Annotated in this window: 12 protein-coding genes; 4 read left to right on the top strand and 8 right to left on the bottom strand. The window is 64.4% G+C overall.

What is annotated here, in order from left to right; all coding sequences use genetic code 11:
- Positions 1 to 42: 42 nt before the first annotated feature.
- Positions 43 to 1,992: a threonine--tRNA ligase gene (thrS, locus tag LZC95_06780; protein WXA96543.1), complete on the bottom strand. Its 1,950-nt coding sequence runs from the start codon at positions 1,990 to 1,992 to the stop codon at positions 43 to 45.
- Between the two features lie 44 nt (positions 1,993 to 2,036).
- Complete coding sequence (locus LZC95_06775; GenBank protein ID WXA96542.1) at positions 2,037 to 2,591, bottom strand: Uma2 family endonuclease; 555 nt, start codon at positions 2,589 to 2,591, stop codon at positions 2,037 to 2,039.
- A gap of 66 nt (positions 2,592 to 2,657) precedes the next feature.
- Between LZC95_06775 and LZC95_06770 the strand changes: the two genes are divergently transcribed.
- Positions 2,658 to 3,311, top strand: a complete 654-nt coding sequence (locus LZC95_06770; GenBank protein WXA96541.1) for a 2-hydroxychromene-2-carboxylate isomerase — start codon at positions 2,658 to 2,660, stop codon at positions 3,309 to 3,311.
- A 796-nt stretch (positions 3,312 to 4,107) separates the two neighbouring features.
- Here the strand turns inward: LZC95_06770 and LZC95_06765 are convergent.
- Positions 4,108 to 5,748 carry an isovaleryl-CoA dehydrogenase gene (locus LZC95_06765; GenBank protein WXB00303.1) on the bottom strand — a complete coding sequence of 547 codons (1,641 nt, stop codon included), beginning with the start codon at positions 5,746 to 5,748 and terminating at the stop codon, positions 4,108 to 4,110.
- 69 nt (positions 5,749 to 5,817) lie between these two features.
- On the opposite strand from LZC95_06765, the gene LZC95_06760 reads away from it, so the two are divergent.
- From LZC95_06760 to LZC95_06750, 3 genes are read left to right on the top strand one after another with little or no spacing between them, the layout of a single operon-like run.
- A complete protein-coding gene (locus LZC95_06760) occupies positions 5,818 to 6,951 on the top strand; it encodes an efflux RND transporter periplasmic adaptor subunit (protein WXA96540.1) in 1,134 nt (377 codons plus the stop codon).
- Complete coding sequence (locus LZC95_06755; protein WXA96539.1) at positions 6,948 to 10,022, top strand: CusA/CzcA family heavy metal efflux RND transporter; 3,075 nt, start codon at positions 6,948 to 6,950, stop codon at positions 10,020 to 10,022. The genes LZC95_06760 and LZC95_06755 overlap by 4 nt, the downstream gene beginning before the upstream one ends.
- Entirely contained in the window at positions 10,019 to 11,302 is a 1,284-nt protein-coding gene (locus tag LZC95_06750; GenBank protein ID WXA96538.1) for a TolC family protein, read from the top strand. Before LZC95_06755 ends, LZC95_06750 begins: the two co-directional genes overlap by 4 nt.
- Positions 11,303 to 11,390: 88 nt before the next feature.
- Here the strand turns inward: LZC95_06750 and LZC95_06745 are convergent, their stop codons facing one another.
- The 5 genes from LZC95_06745 to LZC95_06725 form a co-directional block, all read right to left on the bottom strand.
- Positions 11,391 to 12,320, bottom strand: coding sequence for a hypothetical protein (locus LZC95_06745; protein ID WXA96537.1), 930 nt, complete (start codon positions 12,318 to 12,320; stop codon positions 11,391 to 11,393).
- Positions 12,321 to 12,459: 139 nt separating this feature from the next.
- Positions 12,460 to 13,638: a hypothetical protein gene (locus tag LZC95_06740; protein WXA96536.1), complete on the bottom strand. Its 1,179-nt coding sequence runs from the start codon at positions 13,636 to 13,638 to the stop codon at positions 12,460 to 12,462.
- A gap of 126 nt (positions 13,639 to 13,764) precedes the next feature.
- On the bottom strand, positions 13,765 to 14,769 hold the full coding sequence (locus LZC95_06735; GenBank protein WXA96535.1) for an aldo/keto reductase: 1,005 nt from the start codon (positions 14,767 to 14,769) through the stop codon (positions 13,765 to 13,767).
- A 19-nt stretch (positions 14,770 to 14,788) separates the two neighbouring features.
- Positions 14,789 to 17,134: a hypothetical protein gene (locus LZC95_06730; protein ID WXA96534.1), complete on the bottom strand. Its 2,346-nt coding sequence runs from the start codon at positions 17,132 to 17,134 to the stop codon at positions 14,789 to 14,791.
- Complete coding sequence (locus LZC95_06725) at positions 17,131 to 17,883, bottom strand: HAD-IA family hydrolase (protein ID WXA96533.1); 753 nt, start codon at positions 17,881 to 17,883, stop codon at positions 17,131 to 17,133. Before LZC95_06725 ends, LZC95_06730 begins: the two co-directional genes overlap by 4 nt.
- Positions 17,884 to 17,902: the final 19 nt, after the last annotated feature.

Genomic DNA, 17,902 nt, shown 5'->3' with positions numbered 1-17,902 from the left:
CCCTCCCCGGAGCTTGCCCGTACCGGCCAGAAGGGGCCGGGGTTAAGGCTGGCTTTCACGCACGACCATTTCGGCGAATTCGTCGAAGGAAATGGCACCGAGCTCGCCGCGGTCGCGGGAGCGAACGCCCAAGGTGCCGGTTTCTGCCTCTTTTTGGCCCACGACACACAGGTAGGGGTAGCGGGCGAGGCGGGCGTTGCGGATCTTGGCGCCGAGCTTGTCTGCGCTGTTGTCGATGTCGGCGCGAATGCCGCGCGCGATCAGCTTGTCTCGGCTTTCCAGGGCGTAGGAATCCACTTTGTCGCTGACGGTAAGCACGATGGCTTGCCTCGGCGAGAGCCAGGTCGGGAAATTTCCGGCGCAGTGCTCCAGGTAGATGGCGAAAAAGCGCTCCAGGGAGCCAAAAATCGCGCGGTGGAGCATGACCGGGCGGTGTTCTTTGCCGTCCGTCCCGATGTAACTCAGGTCGAAGCGCTCGGGCAGGTTCGGATCGTACTGGAACGTGCCGAGCTGCCAGCTGCGCTTCAGGACATCTTGCACGTGGAATTCGAGCTTCGGCCCGTAGAAGGCGCCCTCCCCTTCGGAGATTTCGTACTCGATGCCGGCGGCTTTGAGGCCTTCGGCCAGGGCGGCCTCGGCGCGGTCCCAAAGTTCGTCGGAGCCGATGCGGCTGTCGGGGCGGGTGGCGAGCTTGACGTCGATCTTCTCGAAGCCGAACGTGCGGTACACCTGGTAGAAAAAGTCGAGAAACGCCTTGGTTTCGGCGCCAACCTGCTCCTCGGCGCAAAAGATGTGGGCGTCGTCCTGGCAGAAACTGCGGACGCGCGACAATCCGTGAAGGGTGCCGCCACGCTCGTAGCGGTGAAGGCGGCCGAAGTCGGCGACGCGCCAGGGAAGCTCGCGGTACGAGCGCTTGCGCGCTCCGAAGATGGCGCAGTGGCTCGGGCAGTTCATCGGCTTGATGCCGAACGACTGCGACCGCAATTTCTCGGCGACGGCGTCGAAGCCTTTGGCCTTCTCTTCGTCGGTCATTTCGGCGAGGAGGTCCTCGGTCCACACGCGGTACATGTTCTCGCTGTAGTGACCGAGGTGGCCGCTGGTGCGAAATAGCTTCGGGTCGAAGAGCTGCGGGGTGATGACCTCGTCGTAGCCTTGCTTGACGTAGAGGTCGCGCATGTACTCGAAGAGCTTGTTGTAGACGAAGGCGCCCTTCGGCAGGAAAAACGGCATGGCCGGTGCGACGGGGTCGAAGAGAAAGAGCTCGAGCTCTTTGCCGACCTTGCGGTGGTCACGGGCCTTGGCTTCTTCGAGCTGGCGCAGGTGCTCTTTGAGGGCATCCTGCGAGGGGAACGCGGTGCCGTAGATGCGCTGGAGCATCGGGTTGCGTTCGTCGCCGCGCCAGTAGGCGCCGGCCACGCTGGTGAGCTTCACGGCTTTGAGCAAGCCGGTGCGCGGGACGTGCGGGCCGGCGCAAAAGTCGACCCATTCGTGGTCCGGTTTGCCGTGGCGGTAGAGCGTGAGCTCTTCGTCGACGGGGCGGCGCTCGATGATGTCGACCTTGTAGGTCTCGCCCATCTCCTTGAAGAGACGGATGGCCGCATCGCGCGCGATGACCTCGCGCCGGAACTCGGTGTCCTCTTTGACGATGGCGCGCATCGTCTCTTCGATCTTCGCGAGGTCTTCTTCGGTGAAGGGCCCATTGGGCTTGTCGAAGTCGTAGTAAAAGCCGTCCTCGATGGCCGGGCCGATGGTGACCTTGGTGCCGGGGAAAAGGCGCTGCACCGCATCCGCCATGACGTGGGCGGTGGAGTGGCGGATGACCTCGAGGCCAAGAGGCTCCGTGGCACGAACGGGCGTGAGCGCAGTCGGGTCCGTGGTCTCGACGGGCGTGTGAAGGTCGAAGAGCTTGCCGCCGATCGTGACGGCGACGATGTCTTTGTCGAGCTTGCCCTGGGAGAGAAGAAGTTGTTTCGGTGTTTGCTTGGCGCTCATCGGGAGGGCGCAGCTTACACCTTGCCGCTTCGCTCGGCGACTGCCTAGAGAATGTCGCTGACGCGGATTTCGGCGTCCGGGAACGCGGTGGGGCGGAGGATGCCGCCGGGGCGGTATGGCTGGAGCCGGGTATAGGCGCCGGCTACGATTTCCGTGTGCACCTCGACGATGCCGTCGCGCACGTTGACGACCCAGTATTCGGGGACGCCGCACTCGGCGTAGAGCTGCGCTTTGGTGGTGCGGTCCGTGAGGAGGGAGCTGTCGGCGACTTCGATGAGGAGGAAGGCCTTGTCGGGGTGGGCGGTGCGATGCTCGTCGCGCGGCACGATGGCAATATCGGGTTCCGGCTCGGAGCCATCCGAGGCCGCAAAGGCACTCTGAATCCGAACGGCGACTCGCCCCGCCAATTGCAACAGAAGCAACTCGTTCAGCCGCTCGATCGCCCGATCATGAGCGATGCCTTTCGGGCTCATGTGGACGATGGTGCCATAGAGCAACTCGACACGCTCATTTTCGAACGCCCCTGTCTCTGCCAACGTCTCGTACTCGGCGCGGCGAAGCCGACGGACGGGGTTGTGCAGGACCGGTGCGGAGGCCATGCACTCAAGATAGCACACCGGGTATCCAGTCCTAGCGAGCGCCCTGGACAGGCGTAGACTGGGGCGATGATCGAGTTCTGCTTCGACTTTGTCTCGCCGTATTCGTACCTGGCTTGGACGCAGGTGTTGGCGCTGGGAAAGCGCGTAGGGCACGAGGTTCGGCTGAAACCGGTGCTTTTCGGCGCGATTTTGAGCGCGCTGGGGACGAAGGGGCCGGCGGAGGTGCCGGCCAAGCGGGTGTACGTGCTGAAGGACGTCTTGCGGCTGGGAAGCCGGGCCGGGATTACGGTGACGGTGCCGCCCGCGCATCCGTTCAATCCGCTGATTGCTCTGCGGGTGGCGGGGCTGCCGATTCTCTCGGAGGAAGAGCGCGTGCGGGTCGTCGATGCGCTGTTCACGGCGCCATGGGGGCGGGGGGAGGCGATCGATACGGCGGATGCCGTCGCGGGGGTGCTCGGGCGGGCCGGCATCGATGCGGCGCCGCTGTTGGTGCAGGCGGCGACCCCGGAGGGAAAGGATCGACTGCGGCGCAATACCGACGAGGCGCTGGCCCGCGGTGCTTTCGGCGTGCCGACGATGTTCGTGGGGGACGAGATGTTCTTCGGGTTCGATTCGTTCCGCGAGCTCGAAGCGTACGCGCGCGGGGAGGACCTTCTGGCACCGCACGGGGAAGTGCTGCAGCGATGGTTGGATCTTCCCGCCGCCGCGGTTCGGAAATAGCGCGTGCCGCAGTCGGCCCTGGAAGCCGATGCTCGGTATGTTCGTGCGCTCGTGCACAAAGCGGCTCGGCGTTCGGCATGGATCACGGTCGCCTCGGCGATGGTTCGCCGGGATATCCCTGCTCCCGACCGCGGGGGAGGCGCGACCCCCGCGGGGGCAAGCCTCCTCTACAGCGGGCGGGAGACAGACGGGTGCGTGATCGCGCATCCGCGCAATCGCACACGTTCTCCTCCTGGCCTTCTCTCCGCCAGATCAAAAATGAGGGTAAAAAAGTGCCGGTGGATGCGAGCAGTTTTTGCAGCTTCCCCAACGAGGACTTCGGCCACCGGTCCGCGCCCGCTGCGCTTCCCGTCACCGCTCCGCATGTTGTTCCCGCTGGCGAGGCTCCCGTAGGAGTGGCTCCTCGCTATCAACGGGCACGTGGAGGGCTGTTGCCTCCCGCTCATACCAATGGCAACCCATCACCTTGATCTGCGACCTTGCGAGCGCGGGGTCCGGAGCGCCGCGCACCAAGGTCTGACCCGACGCATTGCCAATGCGGTGCCAATCCGCACCTGCCGAAAAATGCGCCCGCCCGCGCAGCCTCCCCTGTCCCGGACGGATTTCGGCCTGTCCGTGACACCCTGCGCCCGAGATCCTCGCGCTCGGCGGAGCTGGGGGTCTCCCCCATGCGAAGGCGGCCCAGCCGCCGAGCATTTGGGGGAGACCGCCACGCGCCCGCAGGCGCCCTGGCGCCGAGGACGCGTGGCGAGTGGGGGCAGCAAATCTCGAAAATCTTCGAAAGAATTCTCTCGATCTAAACCTTGGGGCGCGCTCGATCGAGGATGGCGACGCGGTCGATGCCGGATGGCAAGGTGCCGAAGGCGGTGCCGTGGTCGCCTTGGATGCGGGAGCGGATGAAGGCGGCCAGCACGGCGGGGTGGCCGTGGCGGAGGAGGAGCGAACCTTGGAGGGCGAGGGCGAGGCGCTCGACCAGGATGCGGCCGCGGGATTCGACGTCGGTGAGGTCGGAGAGATCGCGGTCGAGGCGCTCCAAATAGGCGTCGAAGTGGCGGTCGGTGCCGCGGGCAAGGGATAGCTCGTTGCGAAGGGCGACGACGCCCTCGGGCTCGCGTGCCATGGCGCGCAGCACATCGAGGCACATGACGTTGCCCGAGCCTTCCCAGATGGAGTTGAGCGGCGATTGGCGAAAGAGGCGCGGCAGGATCGACTCTTCCACGAAGCCGGAGCCGCCGTGGCACTCGAGCGCCTCGGCGATGACGGGCGGGGTGCGCTTGCAGACCCAGTACTTGCCAATTGCCGTGGCGATGCGCGCAAAGGCGCGCTGCTCGGCGTCGGCCGGCGAGTCGTCGTACGCGCGAGCAAGGCGCAAAAAGAGCATCGTGGCGGCTTCCTGCTCGATGGCCAGGTCGGCCAGCACGTTTTGCATCAGCGGCTGCTCGAGCAGGCGCTTGCCGAAGGCGCTGCGGTGGGCGGCGTGATGTGTTGCCTGGGCAACGGCCTGGCGCATGACCGCCGCCGAACCCGTCACGCAGTCGAGGCGCGTGTGGCTCACCATCTCGATGATGGTCTTCACACCGCGCCCTTCTTCACCGACCATGCGCGCCCAGGCGCCGTGGAACTCGACCTCGCTGGAGGCATTGGAGCGGTCGCCCAGTTTGTCCTTGAGGCGCTGAATGTGGAACGCGTTGCGCGTGCCGTCGGGGCGCCATCGCGGCAAGAGAAAACAGGAGAGACCGCGCTCGGTGTGCGCGAGCACCAGGAACACGTCGCACATGGGGGCGCTGCAGAACCATTTGTGGCCCACGATGGCGTATTCGGCGCCGGGTCCCGAGGCATTGCCCAACGGGCGCGCTCGCGTGGTGTTCGCGCGGACGTCGGAACCGCCCTGCTTCTCGGTCATGGCCATGCCGCTGAGGGCGCCCTTCTTCTGCGATGCGGGGATGCAGCGCGGATCGTACTCGGACGACGTGAGGCGCGGGACCCATTCGTCTGCGAGCTCGGGCTGTGCACGCAGCGCGGGAACGGCGGCGAAGGTCATCGTGATGGGGCACTGGTGTCCCTGCTCCGCTTGCGACATGAGGTAAATCATGGCCGCGCGCGCAACGTGGGCGCCGGGGCGAGGGTCCTGCCACGGCAATGCGTGCAGGCCGTGCCCGACGGAAGCTTGCATCAGGCGATGCCAAGCCGGGTGGAACTCCACCTCGTCGATGCGGTGGCCGTAGCGATCGTGCGTGCGCAGCTCCGGAGAGTAGCGGTTCGCTTGCGTGCCCCAGAGCATCGCCTCGCCGGTCGCGAGCACACCCACGTCACGAATGCGTGACATTGCCCAATCGGCTCCGTGCCGCGTGATGCCATCGACGAGCGCCCGGTCTTGCTCGAGCGAATCGTAGCCTTCGAGCGGGGGCGGCTGATTGAAAACCTCGTGCGTGCTCATCACGGCATCTCTCCTTTAATAAGGTGTAATGTATCCGAGAAAGTGACCATGCTAGGAGGCCGTCGTACCATGCGGCGCGTGCGGTTCTCGCCCTTCAAATTTGCCCTGCTCCTATGTGGCGCAAGCAGCGTTCTCTTCGCAGCCTGCAAGCGCGGCGAGCAGGCCACCCCCGAGGGCACGGCCCCGGTCCCCACGGTCGAGCACCACAACGGCAAGGTCTTCGTGCCGGAAGGTTCTCCGTTGCGCCAACGCATCGAGGTGAAGCCGGCCGAGATGAAATCGATCGAGCGGCATATCGTCGCGCCGTCGACGGTCGAGGCCGAGCCCACGCGCCTCGCCAAAATTGCCCCGCCGCTGGCCGGACGCATCGTCAAACTGTTCGTGCACTTCGGCGACTCGGTCAAGGCAGGCGCGCCGCTCTTCACCATCGATTCGCCCGATTTGGTGGCCGCACAAAGCGACTACTTGAAGGCCAAATCCGCCTTTGCCCAAGCCGAACGCGACGTGGCTCGGCAGAAAGATCTCGTCGATCACGGCATCGGCGCGCAAAAAGAACTGGAGCAGGCTCAGACGGATCGCGAGACCGCGAAGAGCGAGCTCGAACGCACCACGACCCGGTTGCATCTGCTCGGCGTCGGGCCGGGCAACGTCGGCGGGCCGATGACGGTGCGCTCGCCCATTGCGGGACGGGTGATCGATCTTTCGACGGCGCCGGGCCAGTTCCAGAACGACCCGGCGAGCATTCTGATGATCGTGGCCGATCTCTCCAACGTGTGGGTCACCGCGAACATTCAGGAAAAGGACATCCGCCGCGTGCACCAAGGCGACGATGCGGTGGCGACCTTCACCGCGTACCCGGGCGAGTCGTTCCCCGGCAAGGTCGCCTTCGTCGGCGATCTGCTGGATGCGGAGACGCGCACCATCAAAGTGCGCATCGGGTTCGACAATCCGGATTCGCGCCTCAAGCCGGCGATGTTTGCCACGGTGAGCTTTCACGGCAAAGCGGTGCCGGAGCTGGTGGTGCCGGTGGCGAGCGTGGTGATTGCCTCCGACAAGAGCCATGTCTTCTTCGAGACGGGGCCGTGGGAGTTCGAGAGGCGCCCGGTCACGGTGGGTGACCAGGTGGGCGACCAATTCATCGTGGTGAAAGGTATCGAGGCCGGGCAGCGCATCGTCACCGCGAACGCCGTGCTTTTGCCATGATCAACCGACTCGTTGCCATTTGCCTTCAAAAGCGATGGCTGATGCTGGCCGTTTTCGCGATGGTGGCCATCTTCGGCTATTACTCGTTTACCACGTTGGCCATCGAGGCATATCCCGATATTGCGGATACGACCGCCCAGGTCATTACGCAGTATCCGGGGCACGCCGCCGAGGAAGTGGAAGAGCAGATCACGGTGCCCATCGAGCGCGAGCTCAATGGCATTCCGGGCCTGCACGTGATGCGCTCGCGGAGCACGTTCGGGCTCTCGCTCATCACGTTGGTATTCCGCGACGGGGTGGAAGACTATTGGGCGCGCACGCGCATTCGAGAGCGCGTGTCCGGGGTGGAGCTGCCCGAGGGCGCGACGCCGACGCTCGATCCGCTGACGTCGCCGACCGGCGAGATTTTCCGCTACGTGCTCCAGGGCCCCTCGCACTCGCAGCGGGAGCTGAAAGAGCTGCAGCAATGGCTGGTCATTCCCACGATCAAACAGGTCTTCGGCGTGGCCGACGTGACCAACTTCGGCGGGGAGACGACACAATTCCAATTGGCGCTGGACCCTGCGCGGCTGGCTCAATATGGATTGGGATTGAGCCAGGTGGTGGACGCCATCAAAGCCAACAACGCGAACGCCGGCGGCAGCGTTCTCGTGCGCGGCGATCAGGCGGCGGTGGTCCGCGGCATCGGGCTCGTGCGCAATCTGGACGACTTGGGCAACGTCGTGGTGAGCGAAAGCCACGGCACTCCCGTTTTCGTGCGCAATTTGGGCACGCTGAAATTGGGCGCGCTCACGCGCAACGGCATCGCGGGGCGCGACGAAGATGCCGACGTGATCACCGGCATCGTGCTCCTTTTGCGCGGGGTCAATCCCTCGGTGGCACTGGATGGCATTCACGAGAAGGTGGATGCTCTCAACAATGGGCTGTTGCCACCGGACGTGAAGGTGGTTCCGTATTTGGACCGGACGGACTTGGTCCATACGACATTGTCGACCGTCTCGCATACGCTGCTCGAGGGCATGGGGCTCGTCATCATCGTGCTCATGCTCTTTCTGGGCAGCGTGCGCAGCGCGCTCATCGTCGCCTTGACGATTCCGCTGTCGCTCCTGATTGCGTTCATCCTCATGGCCACGACGGACATTCCGGCCAATCTGTTGTCGCTGGGCGCCATCGATTTCGGCGTCATCGTGGACGGCGCGGTGGTGGTGCTGGAGAACATGCTTCGCAAGCGCGAGGAGGACTCCACCTCCATTTTGACCCTCGACGATGCGCGCGAGGCCGCGAGCCAGGTGGCGCGGCCGATGTTCTTCGCCACGGTCATCATCGTGACCGCGTACTTGCCGCTGTTTGCTTTTCAGCGCGTGGAGAAAAAGCTCTTCACGCCGATGGCGTACACGATTGGCTACGCGCTGGCCGGTGCCGCCTTGTGCGCGCTGGCGCTCATTCCAGGGTTGGCCTATGGCGTATTGCGAAAGCCGCGCAAGGTCTTTCACAATCCCGTGTTGACGCGGCTCGGGCATGCGTACGAGCGGTATTTGGGTGTGCTGGTGCGCCGGCCATGGGCATCCATCGTACCGGGGATCTGTGCGCTGGGATTGGGCGTGGTGTTGAGCCTGGTCATCGGGCGGGAGTTCTTGCCGCAGTTGGACGAAGGCTCGATTTGGCTCCAGGTGACGTTGCCGCCCGGGATTTCGCTGCAGAAGGCCAGCGACATGGCCAGCGAGATCCGATTGGCCACCAAGGAGTTTCCCGAGGTGACCAAAGTGGTGACGCAGCTCGGACGCAACGACGATGGGACGGACTCGTGGACGCCATCGCACATCGAGGCGTCCGTGGGCCTGCGGCCTTACGCAACGTGGGCGCACGGAAAGACGAAGCACGACTTGATCGTGCAATTGTCCGAGCGCTACGAGAAGATTCCGGGGGTCGTGGTCGGATTTTCGCAGCCGATGATCGACGGCGTGAACGACAAGATCGCGGGCGCGCACAGCGAGCTGGTGATCAAGGTGTTCGGAAAGGACTTCGCGGAGATGCGGCGCATCGCCGAGGGCATCGTGGAGGTGCTCAAGGCGACGCCGGGAAGCGCCGACGTGTCGATCGATCAGGAGCCGCCACTTCCGCAGCTGCAAATTTTGGTCGATCGCGAGGCGGCGGCGCGCGTTGGCGTGAATGTGACCGACATTGCCGATCTCATCGAGATTGGCATTGGCGGCCGGCCGGTGGGCCAAATTTTCCAGGGGGAGAGGCGATACGACATTACCGCGCGTTTCATCGAACCGGTGCGCAACAGCGAAGAGACGATTGGCAATTTGACCTTGAGCGCGCCGGCCAGCGGCGCGCGAATTCCATTGTCGCAAGTGGCCTCGATTGGCTTTCGCACGGGCGAGAGCACGATCACTCGGGAGGGCAATGGGCGGCACCTCACGGTGAAACTGAATTTGCGCGGGCGCGATCTGGCGTCGTTCCTGGAGGATGCACACCAGCGAATCGATCGCGACGTGAAGTTCGATCGGCAGCTCTACAAAGTGAAATGGGGCGGGCAGTTCGAGAATCAGCAGCGTGCGCAGGCGCGACTGGCCATCATCGTGCCCTTGGCCTTGGGTCTCATCTTTCTGCTGCTCTATGGGGCATTCGGGACGTTGCGGCACGCGGCGATGATTCTGGCCAGTGTGCCGCTGGCGTTGGTGGGCGGGATGATTGCGCTGCTCCTTCGGGGAATGACGCTCAACGTGTCCAGCGCGGTGGGCTTCATTGCGCTGTTTGGCGTGGCCGTTCAGAACGGGGTCATCATGGTATCCAATTTGAATCATATGAAGGAGAAGCTCTCGCTGGGCGAGGCGGTGATTCATGGCGCCAAGGACCGATTGCGCCCCGTGTTGATGACGGCCACGGTGGCCACCTTGGGGCTTTTGCCCGCGGCGCTGGCGCGGGGAATTGGCTCCGACGTGCAACGGCCGCTGGCCACGGTGGTCGTGGGCGGGCTGGTCACGGCAACCGTGTTGACCTTGTTGGTGCTGCCTGCCCTGTATTACGTGGTGGAGCGGCGCGTGTCGGGGAGAAGCGAAACATGAAGCGGCTTTTGGGTGCGTGCGCCGTGATGCTGGCGTTGTGGCCGGGGGTGGTTTCGGCCGAGCCCGAGGGCACGAGTCGCTTCAACCTTGCGGGGTATTTGCAAGAGGTTGCCAAAGGGAACCTCGAGCTCGTGGCGCAACGGACGAATGTGACGATTGCGCAGGCGCAGTTGGGCATTGCCAAGGTATTTCCCAATCCGCAGCTCACGGGCGGGTTGCTGCAGTACGATATTTCGAAGAAGGACAATCCGACGGCGACCACCGTGCAACTTGCGGTGCCCTTGGAGCTCGGCGGGAAGCGCAGCTCGCGCATTTCGGTGGCGGAGAGCGGCGTATCGGTCGCACAGGCCGATACGGAGGATTTTCTGCGCCTTTTGCGGGCCGCCGCGGCGAATGCGTACATCGACTCGCTGCATGCGCGGCTGGTGCTGGAGCGGAAACGGCGCACCCTGGCGAGCCTCGAATCGCTGGTGGCGGTGAATACGCAGCGGCTTCGGGTCGGCGACATTGGTGAGGCGCTGCTGGTGCAGTCGCGGGTGGAGGCGCAGCAATTCCGCGCGCAAGTCATTTCGGCGGAGGGCGACGTTCGGGCGACGGATCTCGCGTTGGTCGGTTTCATGGGGAACGCGGCCGCGCCGCATATGCGCCATGCGCTGGATCTCGGCGGCGATTTGCGCGCCGCGGAGAATGCCAACTTCGACGTGGAGGGGCTGGTCCGCCACGCGATGGCGCAGCGGCCAGATCTCCGCTCGGCCAAACGGCGGGTGGCATTGGCGCGCTCCGTGGTGGACCTCACCCACGCGAATCGCGTCATCGACGTGACCCTGGGCGCGAATTGGCAGCACAATTTCGCGACATCGGGGACGACGAATCTTCCCGCGTCGGATTGGCTGGGCGGCACCCTGAGCGTTCCCCTCCCCTTCTCGCGCGTCTACCGCGGCGATCTCGACGCGGCCTACGCCGCCGAGACCCAATCGAACACGATTGCGCGCGCCGCGGAGATCCACGTCGAGGTAGAAGTTCGCCAGGCCGTCGCCCGCTACCAAGCCGCCTCGTCCCGCGTGAAACTGTACACGCAAGACGTGCTCTCCGATGCCGACAAGGTGCTCGAAAAGACGCTCTACAACTACCAACGCGGCGGAGCCACCCTCGTCGAAGTCCTCGTCGCCCAGCGCACCGTCGACGACGTGTACCTATCGTACTACGACGCCCTCACCGACTCCGCGCACACCTTGGTCGAAGTGCAGCAGGCTTCGGCGTTTTGGAATTTCGGGCTGTAGTCATTTCGGCCGCTGCGAAAGCTTTTGCCGTTCTTCGCCAAAGTCGCGCATGATCGTCTGTGCGGCGATGTTGCGCATCGCGAAGAGGTTACCTACTTTCTCGAACGCGCCCGCCGCCTGCGCGCTTGGGGCCGTCCGGTGGAGCGCTTGCCATGATGCCATGCGGGTCGGTGATTCCTTTGGTTCGTGGAAATCGTTCATCTCGTCGAGAAGCGTCGTCACGGCCCCGTGCTTGACTCCCGCCCATCCCGCGGCGTTTCGCTTGCTTCTCCGCAGCGCTCGTAAAGACCTCCACGGCGGTCGCGCAGCTCTCGAAGACCCACGTGTAAACCGGATCGTGCTCGTGAAAGTAATATACGAGGGGGGCCGGAATGCCTTGGGATGCAAGCGACATGTCGATGAGCAGCCCGAAGGCATCGCCATCGGCGCCCGCGATGGGGTAGAACGCAGGCTCGAATCGAGCCTCTCCAATCGATGCCCAATCGTCCGCGTACCATTCGAAGTTGGACATGTCGAGTTCGCGCGGCAATCCCACGTGAGGCATCACGGCCTCGAACGAAACCCGAGCGCCCAGGGCCCTCAGTTCAGAGAGTCCCTCTTGGAGCCCCGGCCACACCGAAAGAGCATCGGAGGGGCAGCCGTACTGCGATAGCTTCGCATCCCTCTCGATTTCGAGGGCACCTACCTTCGCTCGTTGTTCCGTGAGCCATGAGGGTTCGGCGAGATCGAGCGCGAGCCGAGGGTTCCTCTCACAAAATTCGTACAAATCTGCCTGAAGGGCCGGTGCCGTCCGCCCGAATTCATCGTACCAACCGCGAATGGCCGCCTCGCAGGCCGCCTGAAGAGTGGCCAATTCCGGCATTTGCGTGCGGTTGCCCATCATGCCGAAGATCTGGCGAGCGTCCCCGCGGAAAAAGCCCAAGGCGCGCACCAATTCCCCGGCCCCCACGTCTCCTCGGGTCCCCGAGGGCGAACACTCCGCAATTCTTGCCGCGATCCACTCCTCGACTTTGGTCATGCGCCAATCTTACGTCGACGTATTCGATTACCTGCCGTCGAAACGGTGCATTTCTCGATGAATGGAGATTCGGCCATTTCCTGCCAGCCGGGCTGGGGTGGAAGTGCAGCAAGCCTCGGCGTTTTTGGAATTTCGGCCTTTAGACGAGCGAAACCAACGTCGTCACGCGCGGCGCGTCGGCCAATTTTGCGCATTGGCCATCGGGCGCCACCCGCGTGATCGCCGCACCATCGGTCAAAAGCAGCGCGCCATTGCGCTCGAAATCGTAGCCGGCCACCGATTCCGCAACCACGGTTTCGTCACCATGCGGAGTGCGGCGCACCAGCGCCCATTCGCGCGGAGCGCGCGGCAGCTCGTCGGGCTGCCCCACCTCGCCCGCCGACGCGAGATTTTGGCGCTCGTGAAGACGCCGCGCATCCACCTGGCGGCCGCGCGTATTGCCCAGGGTCGACATCGGCTTACCGGTGTAGCGCATGGTGAAATAGTCGAGGTAACGGAAACCCGCGTACATCAGACGGAGCGGCGCCACCAATCCATCTCTCAGCATCTCCCCCGCGTTGGGCGCCGCGGGCCCGCGGTGATAGGGACGACGAATGGCAAACAGCGTCCCATCTTGCATCATGCGCGGCGAGAGATAATCGAAGTCCGGGTGCGCCACCAGCGTGCGCAGCTTGGCGTGCTCCGCGTCGAGTAAATGAATCTCCGATGGGCCCAAGCCGGCGAGCATCCCCGTTTCATCGCGCCCCACGCCCGACGACTGATACACCAATTGATGGCGACCCGCGGTCACCTCGGGCCCCACGGGAACCCAAGACGGTGCACCATCGACGGTATCGCCATCGGTTACCAAGGCCACCTCCCCGCCGTCGTCGCGCATCACCGCAACGTTGCATGACCCATTTTTCTGCGATCGCGTCATCGCCACCACGCGATGATCGTCGCTCGTGGCCATCGACAGCGCGACGCCGTCGGTACCGTGCACCAACCGCGTTTCCCCCTTGGTCGCCACATCGTAGGCGAAAATCCCACTCACCACACCCGTCGTCACCGCATAGAGCAGCTCGCCTGGGCGCCGGCCGCGTGAAAGCGCTACGAAGAACGCGGGCTCGCGTTTTCCTTGCGCGTCGTCCCAGAGCGCGGCCGCGCCCATGAACCTTGCCCCCGTTCCTTGCGTCTTCCACGACGTTTTGCGATCGATGCTCGCTTCACGCCGCCGCACGTCCTCCACGAACGCGCTGGAGAGGATCTCGGTCTCCCCATCGTCGAAAAGAAGGTGCACCTGTCGATCGGCGAGGTAAGCAAGTCGTGCATTGGGCATGGATGGGTCCGATAATACGCCAACTCGAGCGATAACTCCCCCGAACCCACGCGACCGAATCCACGAGCCCCGCTCGATCCCGGCAATGATGAGCTCGACAGCCTGCTCGGAGCAGAGGATTGTGCTTTAGCGTTTCTCGCTATCCAAATGAGCCATCTGCGACGCCGCATACCGCTCGCCGGCGGCGGCACCCGCGGGGATGGCGCGCTCGATGTTCGCGAGGTCGTCCGCGGACAATGCAATGTCCACTGAACGGAGCGCCTCGGTCAGGCGCTCGCGGCGGCGGGCGCCCACCAGCGGCACGATGTCCGGGCCACGGGACAAAACCCAGGCGATGGCGATGGGGGCGACGGTGGTGCCCTTGGATTCCGCCACGCGGCGCAACGCTTCCACCAAAGCCAAATTGCGGTCCAAGTTCTCGCCGGAGAAGCGCGGGCTCACGGCGCGGAAATCGCCTTTGGCGACGGGACGGTCCTTGGACCAGTGGCCGCTGATCAAACCGCGGGAGAGCACGCCGTAGGCGGTAATGCCGATGCCCAATTCGCGGGTGGTCGGCAGAATCGAACTCTCGATGCTGCGCGACAAGAGTGAATACTCGATTTGCAGATCCGACACCGGATGCGTCGCATGGGCGCGGCGAATCGTGTCGGCGCCCGCCTCCGAAAGGCCCACATGGCGCACGTATCCCGCTTTCACCAAGTCGGCAATCGCGCCCACCGTTTCCTCGATCGGCACGGCCGGGTCGACGCGCGCGATGCGGTATACATCGATGTATTTCACGTCCAGCCGGCGCAGCGAATAGGCGATGAAGTTCTTCACCGCGGCGGGGCGCCCGTCGTATCCGAGCCAGCTGCCATCGGGACCGCGCAGCGCGCCGAACTTCACACTGATGACCGCCTTGTCGCGCGAGCCGGGGCGCTCGCGGAAAGCCTCGCGAAGCAAAAGCTCGTTGTCGCCCATTCCGTAGAAGTCGCCGGTATCGAACAGAGTCACGCCGGCGTCGAGGGCTGCGTGGATCGTCGCGATGCTCTCGGTGCGGTCCGCAGGACCGTAGAGATCCGACATGCCCATGCAACCCAAACCGAGCGCCGAAACTTGGGGACCCTTGGAGCCGAGCTTGCGCGTGATCATGGCAACGAAAGTAACACGATCAACGATGTCTAGGCTCGCGCCCCTTCGGTTGAGTCGGCGCGGGACGAAACGGCGCCGGCGGAATCGGACGACGCACGGCCACGCCATCCTCCACCGTGAGACGCTCGCCATGGTGCAAAACGTCCATGGAGCCTTCGCCATGCAAGAGCTCATAGGTCGCCTCTTGCAAAAGTACGGTCACGCGCAACTGAAGCCCCTTTCGTGTCAAGGTGAAGGTAAGCCGCGTGAGCCCTTCGGGAAGTCGCGGTGCAAATGCGATGACCCCGTTCTGATCGCGCATACCGCCGAGCCCTGCGACCAGCGCAATCCACGTCCCCGCCAGCGCGGCAATGTGAAGTCCGTTGCGCGTGTTGTGCTGCAGATCCTGCAGATCCAAGAGTGCGCACTCCGCCAAATAGTCGAAGGCCAGGCTCATGTGCCCGACTTCGGCCGCCAGCACCGCCTGCGTGCACGCGGACAGCGACGAATCGCGTACGGTGATGCGCTCGTAATATTCGAAATTCTTCGCTTTTTGCTCCGCCGAAAACGAATTGCCGCATAGATGCATGGCCAACACCAAGTCCGACTGCTTGACGACCTGCTTGCGGTAAATATCGAAATACGGAAAATTCAAAAGCAGCGGATACTGCTCGGGCTTGGTATGGTCGAAGTCCCAGAGCTGGTGACGCGTGAAGCCATCGGCCTGCTGGTGCACCCCCAGGTCCTCGTCGTACGGAATGAGCACCGCGCGGGCAGCGGCACGCCATTCGGCCATTTCGTCGGTCGTTACGCCGCAGCATCGCGCTTTTTCCAAATGACGCTCGCAGGCGTCGGCCGCGCCCACCAGGTTTCGCTGCGCCATCAAGTTCGTATACAAATTGTTGTCCGCCAGGGCGCTGTATTCGTCCGGCCCCGTGACTCCGTCGATGCGAAAATCACCGTGCACGTCGTAATGGCCCAGCGAGCGCCAGAGGCGCGCCGTTTCAATCAAGAGCTCCAGGCCCGTTTCCTCCTCGAAGGCCGCATCGTCCGTGACATCCACGTACCGAATCGCCGCGTCCGCGATATCCGCATTGACGTGAAAGGCCGCCGTGCCTGCAGGCCAATAGGCCGAGCACTCTTCCCCAGTGATGGTGCGCCAGGGAAAGGCCGCCCCCGCGAGTCCGAGCTGGCGCGCGCGGTCTTTGGCAATCGACAGGGTGCCATGCCGCCAGCGCAAAACGTCGGCCACGGACGCGGGATTCGTATACGTGAGCACGGGCAGCACGAAGGTCTCCGTGTCCCAAAACGCGTGCCCGTCGTAGCCGGGGCCCGTGAGGCCCTTGGCCGGAATGGGGCGCAGTTCGGCACGGGCGCCCGCCTGCAGCACGTGGAAGAGCGCAAAGCGCACGGCCTGCTGGATCTCGGTGTCGCCCTCCAATTCGACGTCCGCGCGGGCCCAGAACTCGTCGAGGTAGCGCTTTTGCTCGGCGAAAAGCCCGTCCACGCCCGCGTGATGCGCCGAGGTGAGCGCGGCGCCGACCTGATCGCGCACGGCGGGCAGGCTCCTCTGGCGCGACCACCCGTAGGCGAGAAACTTCACGATGCGAAGGCGCTGCCCGGGCTGGAGATGATCCGTGACCACGACGCGGCCGATGTCCGGCGCGACGTGCTTCACGATGCGCACGCCGTCCGTGCCCTCGATGACGTGATCCATGGCCGCGGCCATGCGAAGGCCACTATGGATCGTCTCGTGCACCAATTCGACCATATTGTCGCGGGATTCGTATTCCAGTGAACGCAGCGGCGCCTCGAGCACGGCGGCTTCGCGCGGATCGCGGCCCATGGGGGGCAAGGCTTCATTGGCCATCAACTCGGATTGCACGACCAACGTGGCCGGCCCATCGAGAGGCTCGACCTCGTACACGATGGCCACGATGGATCGATGGGTGAACGACACGAGTCGCTTCGAGGTCACACGTACGGTGCGCCGGGCAGGTGACGACCATTCGGCAACGCGCGTGAGCACGCCCTCGCGAAAATCGAGACGGCGCTCGTGCTTTCGCAATTGGCCATAGCGCACGTCGAACGGCTCGTCGTCCACGAGCAGGCGCATGATCTTGCCATTGGTCACGTTGATGACCGTCTGCCCCGACTCGGGAAAGCCATACCCCGCCTCGGCGTAGGGCAGCGGCCGCAGCTCGTGCACCGAATTGAGGTACGTACCCGGCAACCCATGCGGCTCGCCCTCGTCCAAATTGCCGCGCAAGCCGATATGCCCATTGGACAGCGCAAAGAGCGATTCGGCCTGCGCAATCAAATCGAGCCGCAGCTCCGTCTCGGTGAGCCCCCAGGGCTCGACGTTGAAGGCGCGCTGTTCGATCACGGGGCACCTCCGACCGTCAGCAGCTCGGAGAGATCGGTCACCACGACATGGGCACCGCGCTTTCTCAGTTCCTCGGCTTGCCCCACGCGGTCGACGCCGACAACGTATCCAAAGCTTCCCGCGCGCCCGGCCTCCACACCGGCGAGCGCATCCTCGAACACTGCGCCCGCCCCGGCCTCGACGCCAAGCGCGTGCGCTCCGGCGAGGTACGTGTCGGGGGCGGGTTTGCCGTGCAGGTGATCGCGCAGCGCGACGATGCCATCGATGCGCGCGTCGAAGAGCGACTCGATCCCCGCGGCCACGAGCACATCGTGGCAATTCGCGCTGGCCGACACGACCGCGGTGCGAAGACCTGCCGCTCGTACGGCCCGCACGTAGCGCACCGAGCCCTCGTAGGACTTGACCCCGTGGGCATGGATGCGCCGGAGGAGAAGCGCGTTCTTTCGATTCGACAGGCCGTGAATGGTTTCTCGATCCGCCGCATCGTCGAGGTCGCCCTCGGGAAGCACGATGCTGCGCGAGGCGAGAAACGAACGCACGCCGTCGGCGCGCGATTTCCCATCGACGTACAGCTCGTAATCATGCGCAGCGAACGGGACGAAAGGCTTGCCCGTCCGCTGCGCACATGCCTGGAGGTACGCATCGAACATCTCCTTCCAGGCGGCAGCATGCTCGGTCGCGGTTTGCGTGAGCACGCCATCGAGATCGAAGAGGCATGCCCGCACGTGCGAAGGGAGGCCAAGGGTCATGCCTCTAACCTAGAGGCCA

It is taken from the genome of Sorangiineae bacterium MSr12523 (assembly GCA_037157775.1).
Taxonomy (GTDB): Bacteria; Myxococcota_A; Polyangia; order Polyangiales; family Polyangiaceae; genus Pendulispora; species Pendulispora brunnea.
The sequence above is the reverse complement of the archived record's forward strand: the minus strand, read 5'-3'. Positions and strand labels throughout refer to the sequence as shown.

Coding starts and splice junctions, on each gene's coding strand:
- thrS (WXA96543.1), bottom strand. CDS start 1,992: ATGAGCGCCAAGCAAACACCGAAACAACTTCTTCTCTCCCAGGGCAAG.
- LZC95_06775 (WXA96542.1), bottom strand. CDS start 2,591: ATGGCCTCCGCACCGGTCCTGCACAACCCCGTCCGTCGGCTTCGCCGC.
- LZC95_06770 (WXA96541.1), top strand. CDS start 2,658: ATGATCGAGTTCTGCTTCGACTTTGTCTCGCCGTATTCGTACCTGGCT.
- LZC95_06765 (WXB00303.1), bottom strand. CDS start 5,748: ATGAGCACGCACGAGGTTTTCAATCAGCCGCCCCCGCTCGAAGGCTAC.
- LZC95_06760 (WXA96540.1), top strand. CDS start 5,818: ATGCGGCGCGTGCGGTTCTCGCCCTTCAAATTTGCCCTGCTCCTATGT.
- LZC95_06755 (WXA96539.1), top strand. CDS start 6,948: ATGATCAACCGACTCGTTGCCATTTGCCTTCAAAAGCGATGGCTGATG.
- LZC95_06750 (WXA96538.1), top strand. CDS start 10,019: ATGAAGCGGCTTTTGGGTGCGTGCGCCGTGATGCTGGCGTTGTGGCCG.
- LZC95_06745 (WXA96537.1), bottom strand. CDS start 12,320: ATGACCAAAGTCGAGGAGTGGATCGCGGCAAGAATTGCGGAGTGTTCG.
- LZC95_06740 (WXA96536.1), bottom strand. CDS start 13,638: ATGCCCAATGCACGACTTGCTTACCTCGCCGATCGACAGGTGCACCTT.
- LZC95_06735 (WXA96535.1), bottom strand. CDS start 14,769: ATGATCACGCGCAAGCTCGGCTCCAAGGGTCCCCAAGTTTCGGCGCTC.
- LZC95_06725 (WXA96533.1), bottom strand. CDS start 17,883: ATGACCCTTGGCCTCCCTTCGCACGTGCGGGCATGCCTCTTCGATCTC.